The sequence below is a fragment of the Nonomuraea aurantiaca genome, from assembly GCF_020215705.1.
GTDB lineage: Bacteria > Actinomycetota > Actinomycetes > Streptosporangiales > Streptosporangiaceae > Nonomuraea > Nonomuraea aurantiaca.
The window spans coordinates 22,031-42,263 of sequence record NZ_JAIWNB010000026.1 but is presented as its reverse complement, the minus strand read 5'-3'; the positions used below and the strand labels follow the sequence as shown (position 1 = coordinate 42,263).

Below are 20,233 nucleotides of genomic sequence, written 5' to 3'. Positions count from 1 at the left end.
GGGGGACCTGTTGCGGCCCCTGTGCTCGATGAGCACCAGCGTGCCGTGGTTCAGCACCGGAGCGGGCCGCTGCTCGTGCTCGCCGGTCCCGGCACCGGCAAGACCACGACGATCGTCGAGAGTGTGGTCGACCGGATCGAGCGGCGCGGGGTGGATCCCGAACGCGTCCTCATCCTGACATACAGCCGCAAGGCCGCCGGTGAGCTGCGCGAACGGGTCACCGGGCGGCTGCGCCGCACGACCAGGACGCCGCTGGCGCTCACCTTCCACAGCTACGCCTACGCGCTGCTGCGGCGGGAGGCGGTGCTGGCGGGTGAGGCGCCGCCGCGGCTGCTCACCGGGCCCGAGCAACTGCTGGAGATCCGGCGGCTGCTGCACGGCGAGCTGGAGGACGGCGCGCGCGATTGGCCGGTCGCCTTGCGCGAGCCGCTCAAGACGCGCGGGTTCGCGGAGGAGTTGCGCGACTTCCTGTCGCGCGCGGGCGAGCGCGGGCTCGGCGGCCCCCGGCTGCAGGAGCTCGGCCGGCAGTACGGCAGGCCGGACTGGGTGGCGGCCGGTAGCTTCCTTGAGCGGTACGAAGTGCGGTTCGACCTCGATCCCGAGCCGTCGCTCGACTACGCCGAGCTGATCAGGGCGGCGGCGGGCGTGCTCGCCGATCCGGAGGTGCGCCGGAGGGAGCGGGCGGCGCACGACGTGGTCTTCGTGGACGAATACCAGGACACCGACCCGGCGCAGGAGTTCCTGCTGCGGCAGCTGGCCGGTGACGGGCGTGACCTGATCGCGGTGGGCGATCCGGACCAGTCGATCTACGGGTTCCGGGGCGCCGATGTGCGGGGGATCCTGGGGTTCCCGCAGCGGTTCCCGGCCCGTGACGGGCGGGACGCGCCGGTGGTGGCGCTGCGGATGTGCCGCCGGAGCGGGGCCGAGCTGCTGGCGGCGTCCAGGCGGGTGGCCGACCGGCTGCCCGCGGCGCCGATGCCGGATGCCGTACCCGCCGGGCGTCCCCACGGGCATCGGGAGTTGCTGTCGCTGCCCGAGATGGAGGGCGGCGACGTACGCGTGCTGCTGGCCGACAGCACCAGCCAGGAGGCGGCCGTCGTCGCCGACACGCTGCGGAGAGCCCACCTGATCGACGGCGTGCCGTGGCATCGGATGGCGGTGCTGGTTCGGTCGGCGGCCCGTCAGGTGCCGTTGCTGCGGCGCGCGCTGGTCAGCGCGGGCGTGCCGACGATGGTGGCCGGCGACGAGGTGCCGATCGCCCAGGAGCCCGGCGTACGCCCGCTGTTGACGATGCTCAGGATCGCCCTGGACGCGGGCGAGCTCGACGAGGGAGTGGCCGAGGAACTCCTGACCGGGCCTCTCGGCGGCACCGACATGATCGGCGTACGTCGTCTGCGGCGGGCATTGAAGATCGCCGAAAACGAGGCCCTGGCCGCCGAGCCTGAGAGCGAGGCAACGGATGCCGGGTCAGGGAAGGGGGCCCTGGCCGCCGGGCCCGTGAGCGAGCCCGCCGAAGAGGTCGCGAAGGCGCGTACGTCTGGAGAGCTGCTGGTCGCGGCCGTCAAGGACGCACGGGAGCTGACCCGGATCGAGCCCCACGTGGCCCTCCCCGCCGAACGCGTCGCCAAGCTGCTCGCCGCCGCCCGCCAGGCCGTGCGCGACCACGCCGGCGCCGAGGAGGTCCTGTGGGCCGTCTGGCACGAGAGCGGCCTGGCCGAGAGGTGGACCGAGCTCAGCCTGTCGGGCGGCGCCAGAGGGGCGCAGGCCGACCGGGATCTCGACGCCGTGGTCGCCCTGTTCGACCACGCCGCCAGGTTCGTGGACAGGATGCCCAAGGCGGGCCCCGAGGTGTTCCTGGACGATCTGGCCGCGCAGGAGATCCCGGGTGACACGCTGGCCGAGCGGGCGCCCGACGGTGACGCCGTCCGGGTGCTGACCGCCCACCGGTCCAAGGGCTTGGAGTGGGACGTGGTGGTGGTCGCGGGTGTGCAGGAGGGCGTCTGGCCCGATCTGCGGCTGCGCGGCACGCTGCTGGGCGTGGAGGACCTCGTCGAGCTGGTCGAGGGCGGCAAGCCCAACGCGGCGTCGCTGGCCTCCAAGCTACTGGCGGAGGAGCGGCGGCTGTTCTACGTGGCCGTCACCCGCGCCCGGCGCAGGCTGGTCGTCACGGCCGTCGGCGGGGAGGACACCGACGAGCGGCCGTCGAGGTTCCTCAGCGAACTCATGCCGGGCGCCGTCGAGGCCGCCACGGTGGACGACCGGGCGCGGTGGCTGAACATGTCCGCCCTCGTGGCGGACCTCCGCAGCGCAGTGACCGATCCCACTAAATCGGGAAAAATCCGCCAGAAGGCCGCCACCCAGCTCGCCCGCCTGGCCGCGGCCGGCGTCCAGGGCGCACACCCCAACGACTGGTACGCCCTCACCTCCATGACCGACGACCGCCCCCTGAGCTGGCCCGACGACATCGTCAGGATCTCGCCCTCGGCGGTCGAGAGCTTCACCAAGTGCGGCCTAAGATGGCTGCTGGAGACGGCCGTCGGCGCCGCCGGCACCAGCTCGGCCCAGGGCCTCGGCACCGTCATCCACGCGCTGGCCGTGCTCGCCGCCACCGACCTGCCCAGCGAGGACCTGCTCGGCAAGCGCCTGGACGAGATCTGGAACGAGCTGGACTTCGGCGGCGTCTGGTTCAACCGCAAGCAGCGCCAGGTGGCCGAGCAGATGATCACCAAGTTCTGGCGCTGGCATCAGGAGAACCCACGCGAGCTCGTCGCCCTCGAAGAGGCCTTCACCGCCACGGTCTCCGACGGCGTGCAGATCAAGGGCCGCGTGGACCGCGTCGAACGCGACGCCGAGAACCGCGCGGTGATCATCGACCTCAAGACCGGCAGCGCGAAGCCCAAGGCGGGCGAGCTCGACCGCCACCCGCAGCTCGGCGTCTACCAGCTGGCCGCGCTCCTCGGCGCGTTCGCCCGGCACGGCATGACCGAACCGGGCGGCGCCGCGCTGGTCCAGGTCGGCAAGGCGGCGGGCAAGAACGACGCGCTGGAGCAGACGCAGGGCGCGCTGGCCGACGACAAGAACCCCGGCTGGGCCAAGGACCTGGTCGACACCGTGGCGATCGGCATGTCGGGCCCATTCTTCCAGGCCAAGGTCAACGACGGCTGCCGCACCTGCGCGGCCAGGTCCAGCTGCCCCGTCAACGACAACGGGGGACAGGTGTGCTGAACCCGGTCGAGCTGGCCGAGAAGCTCGGCATCCTGCCCCCCACATCCGAACAGTCCCGCGTCATCGAGGCCCCGCTCGAACCCATGGTCGTCATGGCCGGAGCGGGCTCGGGCAAGAGCGAGACCATGGCCGGGCGCGTGGTCTGGCTGGTGGCCAACGGCCTGGTCAAGCCCGAGAACGTGCTCGGCCTGACCTTTACCCGCAAGGCCGCCGCCGAGCTGGCCACCCGCGTCAGAGAACGGCTCAACGGCCTGGCCGAGGCCGGCCTGGTCGAGCCGGGGCTGCTCGACAACGAGCCGACCGTCTCCACCTACCACGCCTACGCCGCCCGCCTGGTCACCGACCACGCCCTGCGCGAGGCCCTCGAACCCACCATGCGCCTGGTCACGCCCGCCGTCTCGTGGCAGCTGGCGTCCAGGGTGGTGGCGATGTACGACGGGCCGATGGACAAGATCGAGCTCGGCCCGCCATCGGTCACGGCCGCCGTCCTGGAGCTGGCCGGCGAGCTGTCTGAGCACCTGCGCACCGCCTCCGACGTGCGGCGGATCGGCGACTGGCTCGATGAGAGGTACGCCGCGCTGACCGGCCGGACCACCGTGGCCCAGCGCAAGCCGATCAACGTCCAGGCCGCGAGGAGACAACTCCTGCCCCTGGTCGAGGCGTACGAGCGGCTCAAGCGCGGCCGGGAGGTCATCGACTACGGCGACCAGATGTCGCTGGCCGCCAGGATCGCCGCCGGCCACCGGGAGGTGGGCGAGATCGAGCGGTCCCGCTTCTCCGTGGTACTGCTCGACGAATACCAGGACACCAGCCACGCCCAGCTCGTACTGCTCCGATCCCTGTACGGCAACGGCCACCCGGTCACCGCGGTGGGCGACCCCTGCCAGTCCATCTACGGCTGGCGCGGCGCCTCGGCGGGCAACCTGCGGCGCTTCGCCCAGGACTTCAGGACGAGCACCGGCGACCTGGCCCCGGTACGCCAGCTCAGCGTCAGCTTCCGCAACGGCGACCGGGTCCTCGACGTTGCCGCCCGCGTCCAGCTGCCGCTGCGCATGGAGGCCCGTGAGGTGCCGGTCCTCGTCCCCGGCGCCAACCGCGTCGACCGGGGGCGCGTCACCTGCGCCTTCCACGAGACGGCCGAGGACGAGGCGAAGTGGATCGCCGACGGCATCCACAAGATCCTCGGCCAGGAGGTCGCGCCCGACGGCCTGCCCTGGGGCGAGAAGGAACGCAAGAAGACGCTCGCCGTACAACCCCAGGATGTGGCGATCCTCGCGCGTAAGCGGTCGCAGTTCCCCGCGCTGCGCAGAGCGCTCGAAGAGCGCGACATCCCGGTCGAGGTGGTCGGTCTCGGCGGGTTGCTGACCGTGCCCGAGGTCAACGACATCGTCGCCACGCTCAGAGTCCTCTACGACCCGACCGCCGGTGACGCCCTGGCCCGGCTGCTGGCCGGACCGCGCTGGCGGGTCGGGCCCGCCGACCTGCGGGTGCTGGGCGAGTACGCCAGAGAGCTGACCCGCGAGGCCCGCGAGACGCGCCGCGAGCAGGACCCGCTGGAGCAGGTGGTCGCCGACCTGGCGGAGGAGCGCGGCAGCCTGGTCGACGCGCTCGACGAGCTGCCCGACAGGGAGGCGTGGCTGGAGGCGTTCTCGCCGCTGGCCAGGACCAGGCTCGTCGCGCTGGCCCAGGAGTTGCGGCAGCTCAGGGCGCACACCGCCCAGCCGCTCCCCGATCTGATCACGGAGGTGGAGCGGCGGCTGGGCCTCGACATCGAGGTGGCGGCCCGGGGCGGCACGGTCAGCGCCTTCGCCGCCAGGGCCGACCTCGACGCGTTCCAGGACGCGGCGGCCAGGTTCGCCGGGGACGCGGAGGATCCGACGCTCGGCGCGTTCCTGGCCTACCTGCAGGCGGCCGAGAGCGAGGAGTTCGGGCTGGAGGCCGGGCGGGTCGGCGAGAGCAACAGCGTCAAGCTGATGACCGTGCACGCCTCCAAGGGCCTGGAGTGGCCGATCGTGGTCGTGCCCGGACTGTCGCAGCTGGTCAGCTCGAAGGGCACGATCGCGACCGGCAGCATGTTCCCCGCGACGCCGGTCATGAACAGCCGCTGGACCGACAACCCACGCAAACTCCCCTACCCGCTCCGGGGCGACGTCGCCGACCTGCCGCGCCTGACCGGGCTCACCAAGGAGGAGCTGGCCGCGTTCGACGAGGGGTGCCGTGACCGCGACCTGATGGAGGAGCGGCGGCTGGCGTACGTGGCCGTCACCCGGGCCCACTACCACCTCATCGCCTCCGGCTACCGCTGGGGGAGCGCCTCCAAGCCGCTGGAGCCGTCGGACTTCCTGCTGGAGATCCGCGACACCAGCGACCGGGTCGCGTTCTGGGCGCCGGAGCTCGCCGCCGGCGCGACCAACCCGCTGCTGGCCGAGCCCGCCGAGGCCGTGTGGCCGGTCACGCCGGAGGGCCTGCGCTACGAGTCGGTGCTGGACGGCGCGCGGCTGGTCGAGGACGCGCTGACGGGCACGCTCGCCCCCGCCGAGGACGAGCCGATGCGCGCCTTCGAGGAGGAACGCGTCCGCGCCTGGGAGCGCGACACCGACCTGCTGCTGCGCGAGCGCGAGCTGCACCGGCGGCGCGGCTCCACCACCGTGGAGCTGCCCTCGAAGCTGACCGTGTCGTCGCTGGTCACACTGGCCGAGGACGCTCGTGAGCTGGCCCGCAGGATCCGCCGTCCCGTCCCGGTCAAGCCCGCGCCGCTGGCCCGCCGCGGCACGTCGTTCCACAAGTGGCTGGAGACGCGCTGGGACCAGCAGCGCCTGCTCGACGACTTCGACCTGGATCTGGTGGACGAGCCGGAAGAGGCCGACGTACGGCTGGCGGAGCTGCAGGAACGCTTCGAGGAGAGCGAATGGGCCGGGCGCCGGCCGTTGGACCTGGAGGTACCGTTCGAGACCATGATCGCCGACCGGCTGGTGCGCGGCCGGATGGACGCGGTCTTCGAGCTGCCCGACGGCCGCTACGAGGTCGTCGACTGGAAGACCGGCGCGCCGCCACGCGGCAAGGCCGCCCGCGCCGCCTCGGTACAGCTGGCCGCCTACCGGCTGGCCTGGTCGCACCTGGCGGGGGTGCCGCTGGAGCGGGTGGGGGCGGCTTTTCACTATGTCCGGATGAACCAGACTGTCCGCCCGGTGAACCTGCTCGATGCTGACGGCCTGGTCGCGCTCATAGAGGCGATTCCGGTCTCCTAGGGCGGTCTATGGGGCCCCTGTCACGACGGGCCGTTTTCTTCCGCTCCCCCGAAGGGGGATCCCTTCCTAAGGACCCCAACCACGACGGGCCGTCATCTTCCGCCCCCCGAAGGGGGTATTCCTCCAAAAGGACACCAGCCACCACGGACCGTCACAGGGATCGAGACCGTCGTGTGACGGGCCTAGTCCCGCAGGTAGTGGAAGCCCGGCTTGGGGTGCATCAGGAAGTCGTGGTGGGAGATGTTCCAGGCATAGGCCCCGGCCATCTCGAACACCACCGTGTCCCCCACCCGCAGCGGGGTCCCGATTTTTCTGGCGAAAACGTCTTTCGGGGTGCACAGCTGGCCGACCACGGTCACCGGCTCATCCCTCAGAGCGGGACCGTCGCCCGTGGGCAGCACGGTGAAGGGCTGGTCATGGCCCTTGGTCACCGGCGTGCGCAGGTGGTGCGTGCCGCCCAGCACGATCGCGTACGCCTCGCCGCGTACCCGCTTCACGTCCACGACCCTGGTGACGTAGTAGCCGCAGTACGCGGTCAGCGCCCGCCCCGGCTCGATCCGCACCCGCTGCCCGGCCCGGCGCAGCGCCGCCAGCCCGGCACCATAGGCTGCCCAGTCGAACCGGGACTCCGGCGCCGCGTAGGAGACGGCCATGCCGCCGCCCAGGTTGACCTCGTCGTACTCGGTGTCCAGCAGCCTCGCGGCCAGCCTAAGGAGCCGCGGCGCGTCCAGACCGCTGGCCAGGTGGCTGTGCAGGCCGCGCAGCCGTACGCGATCGGTGAAGAGCGGCAGGCACTCGCGTACACCCGCCTCGTCCATGCCGAACGGCCCGCTCATCGTCAGCGCCGCGCCCTCGACCGGCAGGTCCGGGTTGAGCCGGAGCAGGACGTCGGCCTCGCGGCCGGTGGCGAGCAGGCGGCGCAGCTCGTTGGGCGACTCGACGTGCAGGCGGTGGCAGGGCAGCCGCAGCTCGGCGTCGGTCTTGCCGGGGCCGCCGAGGGCCAGCGGCTTGCCGGGCTCACCAGGGAAGAGGGCCGACACGTGGGCGTGTTCGCCGCCGGACGACACCTCGAAGCCGTCCACGTACTCGGCCAGCGTCTTGAGCAGCTCGGTGTCGGGATTGGCCTTGACGGCGTAGTACAGCTCGACGCCGGGCAGCGCCTGCCGTACCGCCGAGGCGTGGTCGCGCAGCGCGGGCAGGTCGTAGAGGTAGGTCGGCGCGTCACTGAGCCGCAGGGCGGCTTCGCGGACCCTCGTCGTGATCATGCGAGCGGGTTCGCGATCGGGACGTATCCGGCGGTCCGGTCAGCGGCCCTGGACCAGCGGACCGTCAGGTTCGCCTTGGCCGGGAGCGGCGCGCCGGCCAGCAGATCGGACAGCGGGAGCGGCCGGCCGAGCGCCCCGGCGTGACGGGCGAGCACGTCCCGGGCGATCCGCCACAGCTCGCGCAGCAGCTCATCGTCGTCGCCCGCCAGCGTGGCGGCGATCTCGGTGAGATGGTTGACCAGCAGGCAGTAGACGACGCGGGCCCAGCCGCGCTCGGCGTCATAGCTCAGAGCCTCGGCCACCTTCACGGGTACGTCGTCGAGCGAGTGACGGCCGGCGACCAGCTTGGTGCCCTCCAGGTCGCGGAAGACCGCCTCGACGGGCAGCCCGGAGGGGTCCAGGCCGACGAGGACGTTCTGCAGGTGCGGTTCGAGAATCACCCCGTGCGTGAAGTACAGCTCCAGCACCGGCGGCGCCACCACCGAGACATAGGCCGTCCACCACGCCGGCGGATCGCCCGCCGGTGTCTCGAGCGCGAGGGCCCCGGACAGGACCGGAGTGACCCCGGGGGAGCACACGGCCCACGGGCTGGCCCGGACGATCACGCCGAGCCCTTCGAGCAGGCGGGTGCCGAGCGCTGCGGAGCGGTAGCCCGGCTCGGGCAGCCAGCGGGTGCCCGGATGCGCGGCCGAGACCGCCTCGAACACCGGCGTCAGGCGCGAGGTCAGCTCCACCGCTCCGGCCAGCTCGTACCAGGCGTTCTTGCGTACGCAGTTGGTGATGCGGACGTCGAGGCTGAACTTCAGGCACGACTCCGCCGCGGGCGCGTAGACGGTCCGTACCGACGAGGTCGGTACGGCCACCGGGCCGGGGCCCAGGTCGATCAGCTCACCGCCGAACGCCGGGCGCAGCAGGTCCAGCTGCCACGGGTGGGCGGGCAGCAGCCGGTAGCCGGACGGCGCCTCGCCCAGCAGGTCGAGGGCCGAGGCGTCGCCTTCCTCCGCGAGTACGTCCGCGCGGACGCCGAGCAGCCGTACGGGGAACTCGGCGTGCGCCTCGGGCGAGAACCGCAGCCAGTCGGCGCCACCTCGCGACTTGGGGCTCGGGTGGAACCGATGCCCGTAGACCAGCGCCTGCTCGGAGGCCAGCCACGGATCGGCGGGCACCACAGCCTCGGCCCTGGCCGCCAGGATCGCGGCGACCGCGTCTCGGCTCGCGGCCACCTGTCCGGCGAACTCGCTGTTGACCGCCGACCCGTTGGCTTTGGCTGCCGAGCCATTGGAGTCCGAGCCATTGGAGTCCGGGCCGCCGAAGTGGGGGCCGTCGACGTCCGGGCCGTCGAAGGCCGGCGCCGTGTGCCCGGTCAGGTCTGCCTCTGCCAGCCGTACCAGCTCGTCGGTCGTGAGGGGCCGCCAGGCGCCGCGGTCCAGGCGCTCAGGCCGGCCGTCGAAGCGCAGCGCCGCCCCGCCGTGCGTGCGGACCCGCAGCAGCGTGCCCCCGACCCGCAGCAGCAGGTACGGCGGCGCGGGCCAGACCAGACCGCGCGGCCCGGCCACCTCCCGTACGCAGCACCGCAGCAGGGCGCCCAGCGTCGCCTCCTCCGCCAGCGAGGCCGGTGAAGCCGGTGAAGACAGTGAGGTCGGTGAGGTCGGCGGAACCGCCGGGACCTGGTTGGTCGGCGAGTCGAGGACCAGACCGTGCATTCAAGCTCTCCTCAGATAGTTGGGCCCGCTGGTGCCGTAGAACTTGTTGATGTCCCGCGCCCCGGAGCGTTCCTTGGCCACGAGAGTCCCCGCGGTGATCATCGACTTGCCGGTGAGCCTGGCCGCGTCGAGCGTCCTGGCCCGCAGGAGCCGGGCCATCGGGTCGTCGCCGTACTCGTCCAGCGCCTCGGCCAGCGTGTCGCGCAGCAGGGCGGCGGCCCGGTCGGGCGGCAGGGCCCCGAACACGATGGCCGCCGCCGCCAGGTGCAACGTGATGGTCACGAACACGTCGGCCAGAGCGTGCGGATCGTCCGTGAGCATCCGCTCGTCGGCGAACGCGGGCATCTCGACGCCCGCCGCGGCGAGCCTCGAAGGGGACGCCAGCAGCCCGTCGTTGTCCTTGACCAGCAGCTTCATCCGCCCGTCCTGGAACACCAGCGACAGATTCTGCTGATGGGCCTCCAGCGCCACGCCGTAGCGTACGAACAGCCGTACGTTCCACCGCAGCAGGAGGCGCAGATAGCCGGGCAGCACGTCGCCCACCTCCTGGAGCACACCGGGGGCGTTGAGCGCCGCGACCGGCACCACCCGGCCCTCCGGCAGCCGCCGAACCATCCAGGCGAGATACTCGTGCCCGGCGTGCGCGTAGGTCTGCTCGTCGGCGACCAGCACGTCAGGGTCGGCCAGGCGGCGCAGCAGCAGCTCGGCCCTGGCGCCGTCGTGCAGGGTGCCGGGCTTGATCGACCGCCGGTTCCGGACCCCGAGGGTGCTGGCGGGCAGGGGCAGCTTGAGGTGGGTGCGCTCGTCGAGTTCCACGGTCCGCATCGACAGCGTGGGCCGTACGGTCAGCCACGGCTCGCCGAGCAGCCGCACCCCGTCGATCTTCCGTACCTCGTCGACGGTGAGCGGATGGACCGGAAACAGCACCTCGTCGGCCCGCACCTCGTTGGTCGCGTGCGGGTGGGTCTGAAACGGCGTCCGCACGGTGGTGGAGCCCGGCGCCAGCAGGCGGCGCGGCACGGCCGCCCAGCGCAGCTCGAACGACGGCGCGAACTCGGGCGCGTAAGCGGGCAGCGCGGCGGCGGGCACGCCCAGCCGCGCCCGGGAGGTCGGATAAACCGGATGGTCGACGAACGCCGCCAGCGACTCATAGGACGGCCGCCGGGCGAGCACCTCGGCTCTGTGCACGTCGTGCAGCTCCAGCGCCGCCAGCGCCTGCGCGCACTCCTCGGCGAACGCCGCCACCCCCTGCGCGTCGGCCGGATCGGCCACCTCGGCCAGCGTGCCGAGCACCTCCGCCAGCCCCAGTCGCTCGTCGGGACCGACCACGAAGTCCTGGAACAGCATCCCGGGCACCAGCCGTACGCGGCGCCCGCCGGCCAGCTCCAGCTCCACGCCGTCACGGCTCCTGGCCACCCGCGCCGACAGCCCGCCGTAGTCCTCGCGCAGCAACGCGTCCAGCACCCGCGCGGCCAGGTACGCCTCGCGCGAGCTCATCCCACCGTCCACGGCTGGGCCGCCCGGAAGCCCTCGATGGCCGCGTCCACCCGTGCCCGGTCCGGACCGACCGCCCGGATGACGCCGAGATAGTCGCGGTTCGTATGGGTCTGCTCGACGACATCACCCACCGCCCGAAGCGGCCGGTGCCACAGCCGCACGCCATGGGAGACGACCTCCTCCATCCCCGGCGCCGCCGTGATCGTCCCCGACCGGTCGGCGACCAGGCTGACCGCGCTGCCGTACCTGGACGTATCCGGTACCTCAGGCACCGTCTCACCCAGATGCACCCGCAAGATCCACTCGAACACCGGCACTCCGAGCACGTCGGCCAGCAGGAAGTCGCAGTGGTCGCCGATCACCCGATAGTTCACCTCGACGATGCGCGGCCCGGCCGGGGTGACGATGTATTCGGTGTGGCAGGCGCCGAACCCCACCCCGAGCGCCGCCAACGCGCCCAGAACGTGCTCACGGGCGCCATCGGGCGGCGCCCAGTCCAGCCGCTCCTCGACGAAGTGCGGCAACGGCCCGAGCGTCGTACGGAATCCGCCGAGCACCCGTACCCCCTCGGCGTCCCCGAGGGTCTCCAGGGTGCGCAGCGGTCCCTCCAGGTACTCCTCCACGACCAGCGCCTCGCCGGGCCGCCGCTTCCTGACCGCCGCCACCGCTGCGGCCAGGTCCCGCTCGACCAGCAGCACGTCCTCGCTCGCGACCCCCTCGCGCGGCTTGACGACCAGCGGGTACGGCAGGTCGTCGGGCACGGGGTCGCCGGGCGCCAGCCGTACGGACGAGACCCGCTCGACCCCCGCCTCGGCGAGCCGGCGACGCATCAGGAACTTGTTCTTGGCCGCCAGGCAGGCCCGCCAGTCCTTGCCGGGCAGCCCGAAATAGGCCGCCGCCAGCGCGGTCTCCGCCTGCAGGTGGTCGGAGTTGGAGAAGATCGCGTCCGGCCGGCCGAGCTGCTCGATCGCGTCGATCACCGCCCGCGGATCCCGTACGTCGCACCCGACGGCACCGGGATGCCGCTCCGGCTGGTCAGTGAGAATCGTCACATGACAGCCCAGAGCCTCGGCGGCGGGCAGGAACCCATCGGTCACCGAATGGGTGGGTTTGAGCGCGGTCAGGTAGAGCCGCAACGCGATATACCCCCGGAGAATCAGGTAAGCCTAACCTAACTCGCTGATCCTAGCCGTTGAGAGATCATCCCGGATACAAGACCCCGCATTCGGCGGCGGTCATAGGATGACATGGGATTTGGGAAGGGTGGGGCCCGTGCAGACGAGGGCGGAAGAGCAACTCATCGGACCGCTGCTCCTCGCGCGCGGCACCATCGACAGGTCGTCCGCGCTGCGGGCGAACGCCGCTTGGCTGGAGCGCGCCTGGGCGGATCCGGCGACCAAGGTATTGGTGATCGACGACGGCCGGACGCTGGTCAAGCGCGCCGGCGACGAGGTGCACGCGGTCCTCTACTCACCATCGGAGGCGCCGCCGGGCGAGCGCTACCTGCTGGGGGTCGAGGACGGTACCGCCTACTTCGCGGTCGCCGCGCCGCTGCCCGGCTCGCGGGCCGGCGACGTCAACGGCCGCGTCACGATGCCGATGAGCCTGCGCGAGACGGCCGAGGGAGAGCTGGTCGTCGCGGGCCTGCGCCAGGTGGGCGGCCTGCTGGGCGATCGCGACGCGGGGATGCTGGTCTACGCGGTGGCGCTGGAGGCCTGGCACTCGACGCACGAGTTCTGCCCGCGCTGCGGCAGCCGTACCGACGTGCAGGCGGGCGGCCACATCCGGGTCTGCCCGCGTGACTCCAGCCAGCACTTCCCGCGCGTGGACCCGGCGGTGATCATGCTCATCCGCGATGATGACGACCGCTGCCTGCTGGCCCGCGGCCCGCAGTGGCCGGAGGGGCGGCTGTCGATCCTGGCCGGGTTCGTGGAGCCGGGGGAGTCGCTGGAGCACGCCGTGATCCGCGAGGTGGCCGAGGAGGTGGGTGTCACCGTCGTCGATCCCCGCTACCTCGGCAGCCAGCCGTGGCCGTTCCCGCGCAGCCTGATGCTCGGCTTCTTCGCCCACGCCACCACGACGACCCTCATCCCCGACGCGGAGGAGATCGCCGAGGCCCGCTGGTTCTCCCGCGAGGAACTGGTGGAGTCGCTGCAGTCGGGCGAGGTCCGCCTGCCGCCACCGGTCTCGATCGCCCGCCGCCTCATCGAGACCTGGTACGGCGGACCGCTTTCAGGGGACTGGTAAGCGACGGTCACTTAGCGTAGATTCGAAGACACCTTCGGTAACGAAAGGCTATGCTCATGGCCATGCAAGAGACCCACATCCAGCAGATCCTGGAACTCGAACGGCAGAAGCTGGCCATCCAAATCGCCGCCACGGAGGTGTGGATAGACGACAAGGTCAGGGCCTCGGAGGGCCGCATCATCGAAGCGGTCACGGGTGCCATCACCAACGCGGTGGTGGAGCTCAAGGGCGACATCATGGACTTGCGATCCGAGCTCAAGGCCGACATCCATGAGGTCCGGACCGAGCTCAAGGCCGACATCCATGAGGTCCGAACCGAGCTCAAGACCGAGATTCACGAGGTCCGAACCGAGCTCAAGACCGAGATTCACGACGTCCGAACCGAGCTCAAGGCCGAGATGGTGCGCCTGGAGCACAAGATCGACAACCACCTGAACTAAAGGGGACCTGGGTGAAAATAGCACCCAGGTCCTCATGACCATGCTAACCACTTTGCTCGGGCTCTGGCCACCGCCGGGGCCCGAGCCCCGTTAAAACCTCAGGCCGCCTGAAGAAGCGCCTTCACCTCGCGAGCCGACGGGTTGGTGCGGACCACCCGTCCCGCAGGCGTCTCGATCACCACGGTGGGCACCACTTGGTTGCCGTTGTTGACGCTCATCACGAACTCGGCGGCATCGGGGTTCCGCTCGATGTCGATCTCGTCGAAGCTGATCCCCTCACGGGTGAGCTGCGACTTGAGTCGCTTGCAGGGACCGCACCAGGTGGTGCTGTAGACCGTGAGCGCCATGTGGACATCCCTTCGAGGCGTAATGCAGGCGGTCGGTGCAACAACCTGGACGCCTCAGGTAATCCCCAGCCGATGCGATCCCTAGCCGATGCGATCGGCGATCCACTGCTGCACCCGCTCGGCCACACCCATCTCGCGGTAGAGAGGCGCGCTGTGCGCGACGCCGGGCGCGGTGAAGATCGTCACAGGCACCCCTACCTGGCCGAGCATCTCCTTGAGCAGCTGGCTCTGCGCCGGCGGCACGAACTCGTCCGTGGAGTGCACGGTCAGCACCGGCGCGTCGTTGTGGCTGGCGTGCCAGGCCACCTCCATGCTGGCCCAGACGCGCGAGCACTTGCCCCTGGGCAGGCAGCCGCCGGCCAGCTTGATCGCCGAGGCCCGCAGCTTGCGCTTGTACGGGTCCGTGGAGGTCGCGCCGTCGGCGTACGCGCGCAGTGGCGAGATGATCGGCGAGAGCCCGACCACGCCCTTGAGCCCCCGCTGCCCGTCGCCGTACGTACCGACCGCCGCGGCGATGTGCCCGCCCGCCGAGAAGCCCACCACGACGTAGTTGTTCGGGTCGAACGACCAGCGCTCGGCGTGCTTGCGCGCCAGGGCGATCGAGGCCAGCGCGTCGATCCGCTGCGCGGGCCACGCCGCCTCGCCGGAGAGCCGGTAGTTGATGTTGAAGACCGTGTAGCCGAGATCAGCGTAACTACGGGCGATCTCGGTCATCTGCTTCTTGTCGCCGCTGGACCACCAGCCGCCGTGGATCAGGAAGACGCCGGGTCGCTTGGTGCCGTCCGAGGTCCACCAGACGTCGAGGTCCTGGTGGCGGCGGGAGCCGTACGAGACGGTCTCGGTGGATAAACCGCTGAGCCCGTACGGGTCGGGAGACGTGGTCGACACGGGGCTCGGTGTCGGGTCCTTCGTCGCCTGCGCCGACATCGGTGTCAACGTGACGGCAGCGAGCGCGAGAACGCTCACGAGCACCGCAGTTCGCACGGCCTGCCCTTTCCCCCATGCAGATGGTCGGGCCCCATTGTGGGGGAAGTGACCGGTTCTTTGCATCTCGGCACGATTCGGACGACGGGCGGCATGTTGCCAGAATGGAGCCCTTCACCGCCACTGGCTGGGAGGATTGACAGGTGACCAATGTGGACGATGTCCTGTCCGGCCTCGACCCGGAGCAGCGCGAGGTGGCCGAGGCCGTGCGTGGTCCGGTGTGCGTTCTGGCAGGTGCGGGCACGGGTAAGACCCGGGCGATCACCCACAGGATCGCCCACGCCGTGCGCAGCGGAGTGGTCGACGCATCCAGCGTGCTGGCGGTGACGTTCACCACACGGGCGGCGGGGGAGCTCCGGCAGCGGCTGCGGGCGCTGGGGGCGCCGGGGGTGCAGGCGCGCACGTTCCATGCGGCGGCGCTGCGGCAGCTCACCTACTTCTGGCCGCGGGTCATCGGCGGTGAAGCGCCCTCGGTGATCGAATCCAAGCTGCCGATCCTGATCGAAGCCTGCCGCCAGATCCGGAAAAATCCTGATCGGTCCGAGCTGCGGGACATCGCGGCGGAGGTCGAGTGGGCCAAGGTCACCCAGGTCGGCCCCGAAGACTACGCCGCGGCCGCCGCCAAGTCCTCCAGGACGCCGCCGGTGGCCGCCGAAGAGGTGGCCCGGCTCTACGAGGCGTACGAGCGGATCAGGCGCGAGCGGCACCTGGTCGACTTCGAGACGATCCTGGAGCTGACCGCCGCGGTGATGACCGAGCACCAGGAGGTCGCCGCGCAGATCCGCCAGCAATACCGCTACTTCGTCGTCGACGAGTACCAGGACGTCAACCCCCTGCAGAAGCTCCTGCTCGACACCTGGCTCGGCGGTCGCGACGACCTGTGCGTGGTCGGCGATCCCAACCAGACCATCTACTCCTTCACCGGCGCCTCGCCGCGCTACCTCACGGGCTTCGCCGTCGAACACCCGAAGGCCGCCGTGATCAAGCTGGTCCGCGACTACCGTTCCACCCCCCAGGTGGTGAACCTGGCCAACCTGGTCATCGCCAAGGGCCGCTCCCCGCACCGCCTCGAACTCGTCGCTCAGCGGCCCGACGGCCCCCGGCCGGTCTTCGCCGACTACGACGACGAGCCCGCCGAGGCCGCCGGAGTCGCCAGGGCGATCAGGAAGCTGCTCGACCAGGGCGTACAGTCCCGCGAGATCGCCGTGCTGTTCCGCGTCAACTCCCAGTCGGCGGCCTACGAGGAGGCCCTGTCCAAGGCCGAGATCCCCTACGTCCTGCGCGGCGCCGAGCGCTTCTTCGAACGCCCCGAAGTGCGGCACGCCGTCGTACTGATGCGCGGCGCCGCCAGATCCGCCTCCGAGGAGCCGCTGGCCACGGAGGTCCACCACATCCTGGCGGGCGTCGGCCTGACGCCCACGGCGCCGGGCGGCGGCAAGGCGCGCGAGAAGTGGGAGTCCCTCAAGGCGCTGGCCGACCTGGCCGAGGACATGGCCGCCGAGGGCGCCGACCTCGCCGGCTACGTCGCGGAGCTGGAGCGGCGCGCCTCCGAACAGCACGCCCCGCCCGTGGAGGGCGTCACCCTGGCCTCCCTGCACGCCGCCAAGGGACTGGAGTGGGACGCGGTCTTCCTGGTCGGCGTCACGGACGGGATGCTGCCCATCGTCTACGCGGAGACGCCGGAGCAGATCGAGGAGGAGCGGCGCCTGCTCTATGTGGGGGTGACGCGTGCGCGCGAGCACCTGTCGATCTCCTGGGCCCTGGCCCGTGCGCCCGGCGGCCGCAAGGGGCGCCGCCCGTCCCGCTTCCTCGACGGCCTCACCGGCCGCCCCGCGCGCGCCGCCGGCGTCGGCGCTGGCTCCAGTCTCGGTTCCGGCCGCGGTTCAGGCATCGGTTCAGGTTCGGTTTCACGTGAGCGTCGGTCGGTCGCCGTTACGGTCAGCTGCCGGGTGTGCGCCAAGACGCTGGTGGCGGCCACGGAACAGAAGCTGGGACGGTGCGCCACCTGTCCGGCCGATTACGACGAGGGGCTGCTGGAGCGGCTCAAGGCGTGGCGCGCCGCCACCGCCAAGGAGGCCAAGCTGCCGCCGTACGTGGTGTTCACCGACGTGACGCTGCAGGCCATCGCCGAACGCGCGCCGGTCACCGAGCAGGACCTTCTCTCCATTACGGGCATCGGCCGCGTCAAACTCGACCGCTACGGGGATGCCGTCCTCGCGCTGTGCCGCGCGTGAGCCTTTTTATCCCACCTTTTTTGTACGGCTGGCACGGGAAGGCGCCAACCGCCGCACGTGGCTGAGGACCTTCCAGGGGTACGGTTACCAGCTTCCCTGGCGGACCGACGTTACGTCGCGTCGCTTGGCCGTGACCGTGGGTCCGCTGCCGGGCCGCTTCGTACCTTTCGGCTGCTTGCTGCTTTCGCGTGACGTATCAACTCCCCCGCCCGTTCCCTGGGGGAGATCCGCTGCCGGGGCCTTCCCTTGCCGTGTCAGCCGGTCGCCCCTTCGTGTTGCGGTGCCGTCCCCTGCCCGTTCTCTGGGGGAGATCCGTGGCCTGGGGGCGTTTCTTCTCTTGCCGCGTCGGTGGGTGGCCGCTTCGTCTTGCTTACCGGCTCTGTGCCCGTCGTCTGGGGGTTCGCTGTCCGGTGGGTTGCTCCCCTTCGCGGCGTCAGCCGATTGCTGCTTTCGCGTGGCGTGCCAGCCCCTGCCCGCTCCCTGCCGGAGAGTGGCGTGCCAGGCCCTGCCCGCTCCCTGCCGGAGATCCGTGGCCTGGGCGCGCCTCTCCTCTAGCCACGTCAGCCGGTTGCCCCTTTCGTGTCGCGTACCAGCCCATTGCCCGTTCTCCCGGAGAGATCCGCTTGCCGCAGCAGCCGGTTGCCCTTTCGTGTCGCGTGCCGACCGTTGCTCATCCCCCTCTGAGAGTCGCTGTCCGGCGCGCCTCTACCCTTCCCCGCGTCAGTGGGTTGTCGCGTCGCGTCGCGTCGCCTCGCGTACCGGCCCTTTGCCCCGTTCTCTCGGAGAGACGCTGCTCGCCTCCCCTTGGGAAGCCGCACGGGCATCTTCTCTTCGGAAAGGGGTGCCGGGTTGGTGGAAGGTGTGGGGGCACGCCAGACTTAGGGGCTAATGGTGGTCGGTAGGGGGATTTGTGAACGAGGCGTTGAAGGAATTGCTCGACCTGCTCGACCTGGAGCAGATCGAGCTCGACATCTTCCGCGGGCGTAGCCCGGAGGAGCGTATTCAGCGTGTCTTCGGCGGGCAGGTGGCCGCGCAGGCGCTCGTCGCCGCCGGCCGTACCGTGCCGTCCGACCGGAACGTGCACTCGCTGCACGCCTACTTCATCCGCCCCGGCGACCCGTCGATCCCGATCGTCTACAACGTCGAGCGGTTGCGTGACGGGCGGTCGTTCACCACGCGCAGGGTCCAGGCGGTCCAGCACGGCAAGGCCATTTTCACCATGTCCGCGTCGTTCCACATCTTCGAGGAGGGTGTCGAGCATCAGGCGTCCGTGATGCCGGTCGTACCCGATCCTGCGACGCTTCCGACGTTTCAGGAGCGGATGGCGGAGATCGTCGGCGACAACTCCGAATACAAGGAGTGGCTGTCCCGGCCGCGCCCGGTCGACGCGCGCTATGCCTCGCCCTTGACGTGGGAGGCGCACCGGAACCCCGAGTTGCGCAGCGCCGAGACCAATGTGTGGTTCCGCTACGACGCGGACCTCCCCGACGATCCGCTGCTGCACGTGGTGCTGGCCGCCTACGCGTCCGACTTCACGCTGGTCGATACGATCTTGCTCGCGCATGGTATGGCGTGGGGCGCGTCCGATGTCATGGGGGCCTCGCTGGACCACGCGATGTGGTTTCACCGGCCGTTCAGGGCGGACGACTGGTTGCTCTACGCACATGAGTCCCCCTGGTCCGGGGGAGCGAGGGGGCTTGCGCGGGGTGAGATGTTCACTGCGTCCGGTGACCTCGTCGTCTCCGTCGTCCAGGAGGCGATGATCCGCGTGACAAAGTCACAAAATCGCAGGTAGAAAATATGTTGCCGGGTCTCGGGTTCCCGGTTTAGGGTCATGGTCAAGCGAGTCGGGCGGTCCTGCCCGATGATCCCAGAGTGGAGGTGAGTCCCAGTGATCAACATCAAGATGTCGGCCACGCCGTGGCTCGCCTTCGCATGTCGTGACCTGGTGAGGCTCGCCGATGGGCCGGCCAAGCCGCGGCAGGACAAGTCTGCCCGTCGCCAGGAGCCCTCCGTGTTCGCGCATGCCCGCAATGCCGCGGCCACGCCGAGCGCTCTCGTGTACGTCGCAGCCAGTGAATTGCCGACCCAGCAGATCACCAAGGGTGGACTGCGTGGTCCGCATCCCTGGAGGGATGTGCCGGTCATAACCTGACCGGCAACAAGCCTCCAGGCCGCGGATCCGCAGACGGATCCGCGGCCTCTTTGTTTGTCCGAGACCCCCGATCCACCCACGAGGTGCCCGACCAAGATCAAAAAGATCGATCAGAAGGAGAACGTGATGGGGGCGAAGACGATCATGGACCTGATCGACGAAGCCAAGATCCCCTGTCGTACCGACCCTGACCTGTGGTTCGCAGAGTCGCCGGAGGACGTGGAGTTCGCGAAGGCGCTCTGCGGCGGCTGCCCGATCCAGAAGGCCTGCCTGGCCCGCGCGCTCGAGCGCGAGGAGCCGTGGGGCGTCTGGGGCGGCGAACTGGTCCTCCGGGGAACCGTCGTTCCCCGCAAGCGGCCCCGCGGTCGTCCGCGGAAGCACCCGGTCGCTGCCTGACCCACGATCCCCAGTCCCCTTCGAGCAGAAAGCAGACAGACAGATGAACCCGTTCTCCACGAGGAGCCTCAAGGTGCCGTATCTCTACCATGAACTGGTAAACGACCGAATACAAACCCTCCACCGCGAGGCCGAGGAGCAGCGTCTCGCCGCTCGCATCCGTCGTGTGCAGCGCGCACGCCGCGATGTCGAGAGGGCGAACGAGCGCCTCAGCCGGGCTCTTGGCCAGGAGGTCTGACGCGGGAGATCCTGCCGCCGGCGCAGGATCTCCCGTTGCTGGCCTCTTAGTTGATCCAGCGGTTATTCCAGCAATTGCTGTTCGCCGTTGTTAGTCACGGTTTTTTCCAAGCGGTCGATCTACCCGGTGATCTAGCCAGTTGATTTACCCAGTAGTTCCAAGTGGCTGTTCCACACGGTTGATCCATGCTGTTGTTCCAAGCGGTCGATTCACGCGGTCGATTCACGCGGCGTGAGTGAGCGGCCGGGCGCATC

At 70.6% G+C, this 20,233-nt stretch carries 15 protein-coding genes; 9 read left to right on the top strand and 6 right to left on the bottom strand.

Annotation, left to right across the window (positions count from 1 at the left end):
• Positions 1-21 precede the first annotated feature (21 nt).
• Positions 22-3,225: an ATP-dependent helicase gene (locus tag LDL49_RS42740; protein ID WP_372470625.1), complete on the top strand. Its 3,204-nt coding sequence runs from the start codon at positions 22-24 to the stop codon at positions 3,223-3,225.
• Positions 3,219-6,473 (top strand): ATP-dependent helicase, encoded by a 3,255-nt coding sequence (locus LDL49_RS42735; protein WP_225300594.1) that lies wholly within the window; start codon positions 3,219-3,221, stop codon positions 6,471-6,473. The genes LDL49_RS42740 and LDL49_RS42735 overlap by 7 nt, the downstream gene beginning before the upstream one ends.
• A 182-nt stretch (positions 6,474-6,655) precedes the next feature.
• On the opposite strand, the gene LDL49_RS42730 is transcribed toward LDL49_RS42735, so the two are convergent.
• Genes LDL49_RS42730 through LDL49_RS42715 form a run of 4 tightly spaced genes read right to left on the bottom strand, consistent with a single transcriptional unit; the run spans position 6,656 to position 12,074 of the window.
• A complete protein-coding gene (locus LDL49_RS42730) occupies positions 6,656-7,738 on the bottom strand; it encodes a type III PLP-dependent enzyme domain-containing protein (RefSeq protein ID WP_225300592.1) in 1,083 nt (360 codons plus the stop codon).
• Positions 7,735-9,441 carry an IucA/IucC family protein gene (locus LDL49_RS42725; protein WP_225300590.1) on the bottom strand — a complete coding sequence of 569 codons (1,707 nt, stop codon included), beginning with the start codon at positions 9,439-9,441 and terminating at the stop codon, positions 7,735-7,737. The genes LDL49_RS42730 and LDL49_RS42725 overlap by 4 nt, the downstream gene beginning before the upstream one ends.
• The gene (locus LDL49_RS42720) at positions 9,442-10,938 is read right to left on the bottom strand and encodes an IucA/IucC family protein (RefSeq protein WP_225300588.1); all 1,497 of its coding nucleotides are present in this window, start codon (positions 10,936-10,938) and stop codon (positions 9,442-9,444) included.
• Positions 10,935-12,074 (bottom strand): ATP-grasp domain-containing protein, encoded by a 1,140-nt coding sequence (locus LDL49_RS42715; RefSeq protein WP_225300586.1) that lies wholly within the window; start codon positions 12,072-12,074, stop codon positions 10,935-10,937. The genes LDL49_RS42720 and LDL49_RS42715 overlap by 4 nt, the downstream gene beginning before the upstream one ends.
• A 136-nt stretch (positions 12,075-12,210) precedes the next feature.
• On the opposite strand from LDL49_RS42715, the gene nudC reads away from it, so the two are divergent.
• Both nudC and LDL49_RS42705 read left to right on the top strand, forming a co-directional pair.
• Entirely contained in the window at positions 12,211-13,185 is a 975-nt protein-coding gene (nudC, locus tag LDL49_RS42710; RefSeq protein WP_225300584.1) for an NAD(+) diphosphatase, read from the top strand.
• Positions 13,186-13,247: 62 nt separating this feature from the next.
• The gene (locus LDL49_RS42705; protein ID WP_225300582.1) at positions 13,248-13,625 is read left to right on the top strand and encodes a hypothetical protein; all 378 of its coding nucleotides are present in this window, start codon (positions 13,248-13,250) and stop codon (positions 13,623-13,625) included.
• A gap of 98 nt (positions 13,626-13,723) precedes the next feature.
• On the opposite strand, the gene LDL49_RS42700 is transcribed toward LDL49_RS42705, so the two are convergent.
• Both LDL49_RS42700 and LDL49_RS42695 read right to left on the bottom strand, forming a co-directional pair.
• Positions 13,724-13,972, bottom strand: a complete 249-nt coding sequence (locus tag LDL49_RS42700) for a mycoredoxin (RefSeq protein WP_219539322.1) — start codon at positions 13,970-13,972, stop codon at positions 13,724-13,726.
• Between the two features lie 81 nt (positions 13,973-14,053).
• Entirely contained in the window at positions 14,054-14,956 is a 903-nt protein-coding gene (locus LDL49_RS42695) for an alpha/beta hydrolase (protein ID WP_225300581.1), read from the bottom strand.
• A 152-nt stretch (positions 14,957-15,108) separates the two neighbouring features.
• On the opposite strand from LDL49_RS42695, the gene LDL49_RS42690 reads away from it, so the two are divergent.
• The 5 genes from LDL49_RS42690 to LDL49_RS42670 all read left to right on the top strand — a co-directional run bounded on the left by LDL49_RS42690 (position 15,109) and on the right by LDL49_RS42670 (position 19,979).
• Positions 15,109-17,190, top strand: a complete 2,082-nt coding sequence (locus LDL49_RS42690) for an ATP-dependent DNA helicase UvrD2 (protein WP_225300748.1) — start codon at positions 15,109-15,111, stop codon at positions 17,188-17,190.
• A 910-nt stretch (positions 17,191-18,100) separates the two neighbouring features.
• Positions 18,101-18,985: an acyl-CoA thioesterase gene (locus LDL49_RS42685; RefSeq protein ID WP_225300579.1), complete on the top strand. Its 885-nt coding sequence runs from the start codon at positions 18,101-18,103 to the stop codon at positions 18,983-18,985.
• A 96-nt stretch (positions 18,986-19,081) separates the two neighbouring features.
• Positions 19,082-19,345 (top strand): hypothetical protein, encoded by a 264-nt coding sequence (locus LDL49_RS42680; RefSeq protein ID WP_225300577.1) that lies wholly within the window; start codon positions 19,082-19,084, stop codon positions 19,343-19,345.
• Positions 19,346-19,471: 126 nt separating this feature from the next.
• Positions 19,472-19,741 (top strand): WhiB family transcriptional regulator, encoded by a 270-nt coding sequence (locus tag LDL49_RS42675; protein WP_195902416.1) that lies wholly within the window; start codon positions 19,472-19,474, stop codon positions 19,739-19,741.
• Between the two features lie 43 nt (positions 19,742-19,784).
• On the top strand, positions 19,785-19,979 hold the full coding sequence (locus tag LDL49_RS42670; protein ID WP_225300576.1) for a hypothetical protein: 195 nt from the start codon (positions 19,785-19,787) through the stop codon (positions 19,977-19,979).
• Positions 19,980-20,233: the final 254 nt, after the last annotated feature.

What these genes read in the sequence shown, in the direction of transcription:
- LDL49_RS42705 (WP_225300582.1), top strand. Translation starts at nt 13,248, where the DNA reads ATGCAAGAGACCCACATCCAGCAGATCCTGGAACTCGAACGGCAGAAG.
- LDL49_RS42730 (WP_225300592.1), bottom strand. Translation starts at nt 7,738, where the DNA reads ATGATCACGACGAGGGTCCGCGAAGCCGCCCTGCGGCTCAGTGACGCG.
- LDL49_RS42725 (WP_225300590.1), bottom strand. Translation starts at nt 9,441, where the DNA reads ATGCACGGTCTGGTCCTCGACTCGCCGACCAACCAGGTCCCGGCGGTT.
- LDL49_RS42720 (WP_225300588.1), bottom strand. Translation starts at nt 10,938, where the DNA reads ATGAGCTCGCGCGAGGCGTACCTGGCCGCGCGGGTGCTGGACGCGTTG.
- LDL49_RS42700 (WP_219539322.1), bottom strand. Translation starts at nt 13,972, where the DNA reads ATGGCGCTCACGGTCTACAGCACCACCTGGTGCGGTCCCTGCAAGCGA.
- LDL49_RS42670 (WP_225300576.1), top strand. Translation starts at nt 19,785, where the DNA reads ATGAACCCGTTCTCCACGAGGAGCCTCAAGGTGCCGTATCTCTACCAT.
- LDL49_RS42675 (WP_195902416.1), top strand. Translation starts at nt 19,472, where the DNA reads ATGGGGGCGAAGACGATCATGGACCTGATCGACGAAGCCAAGATCCCC.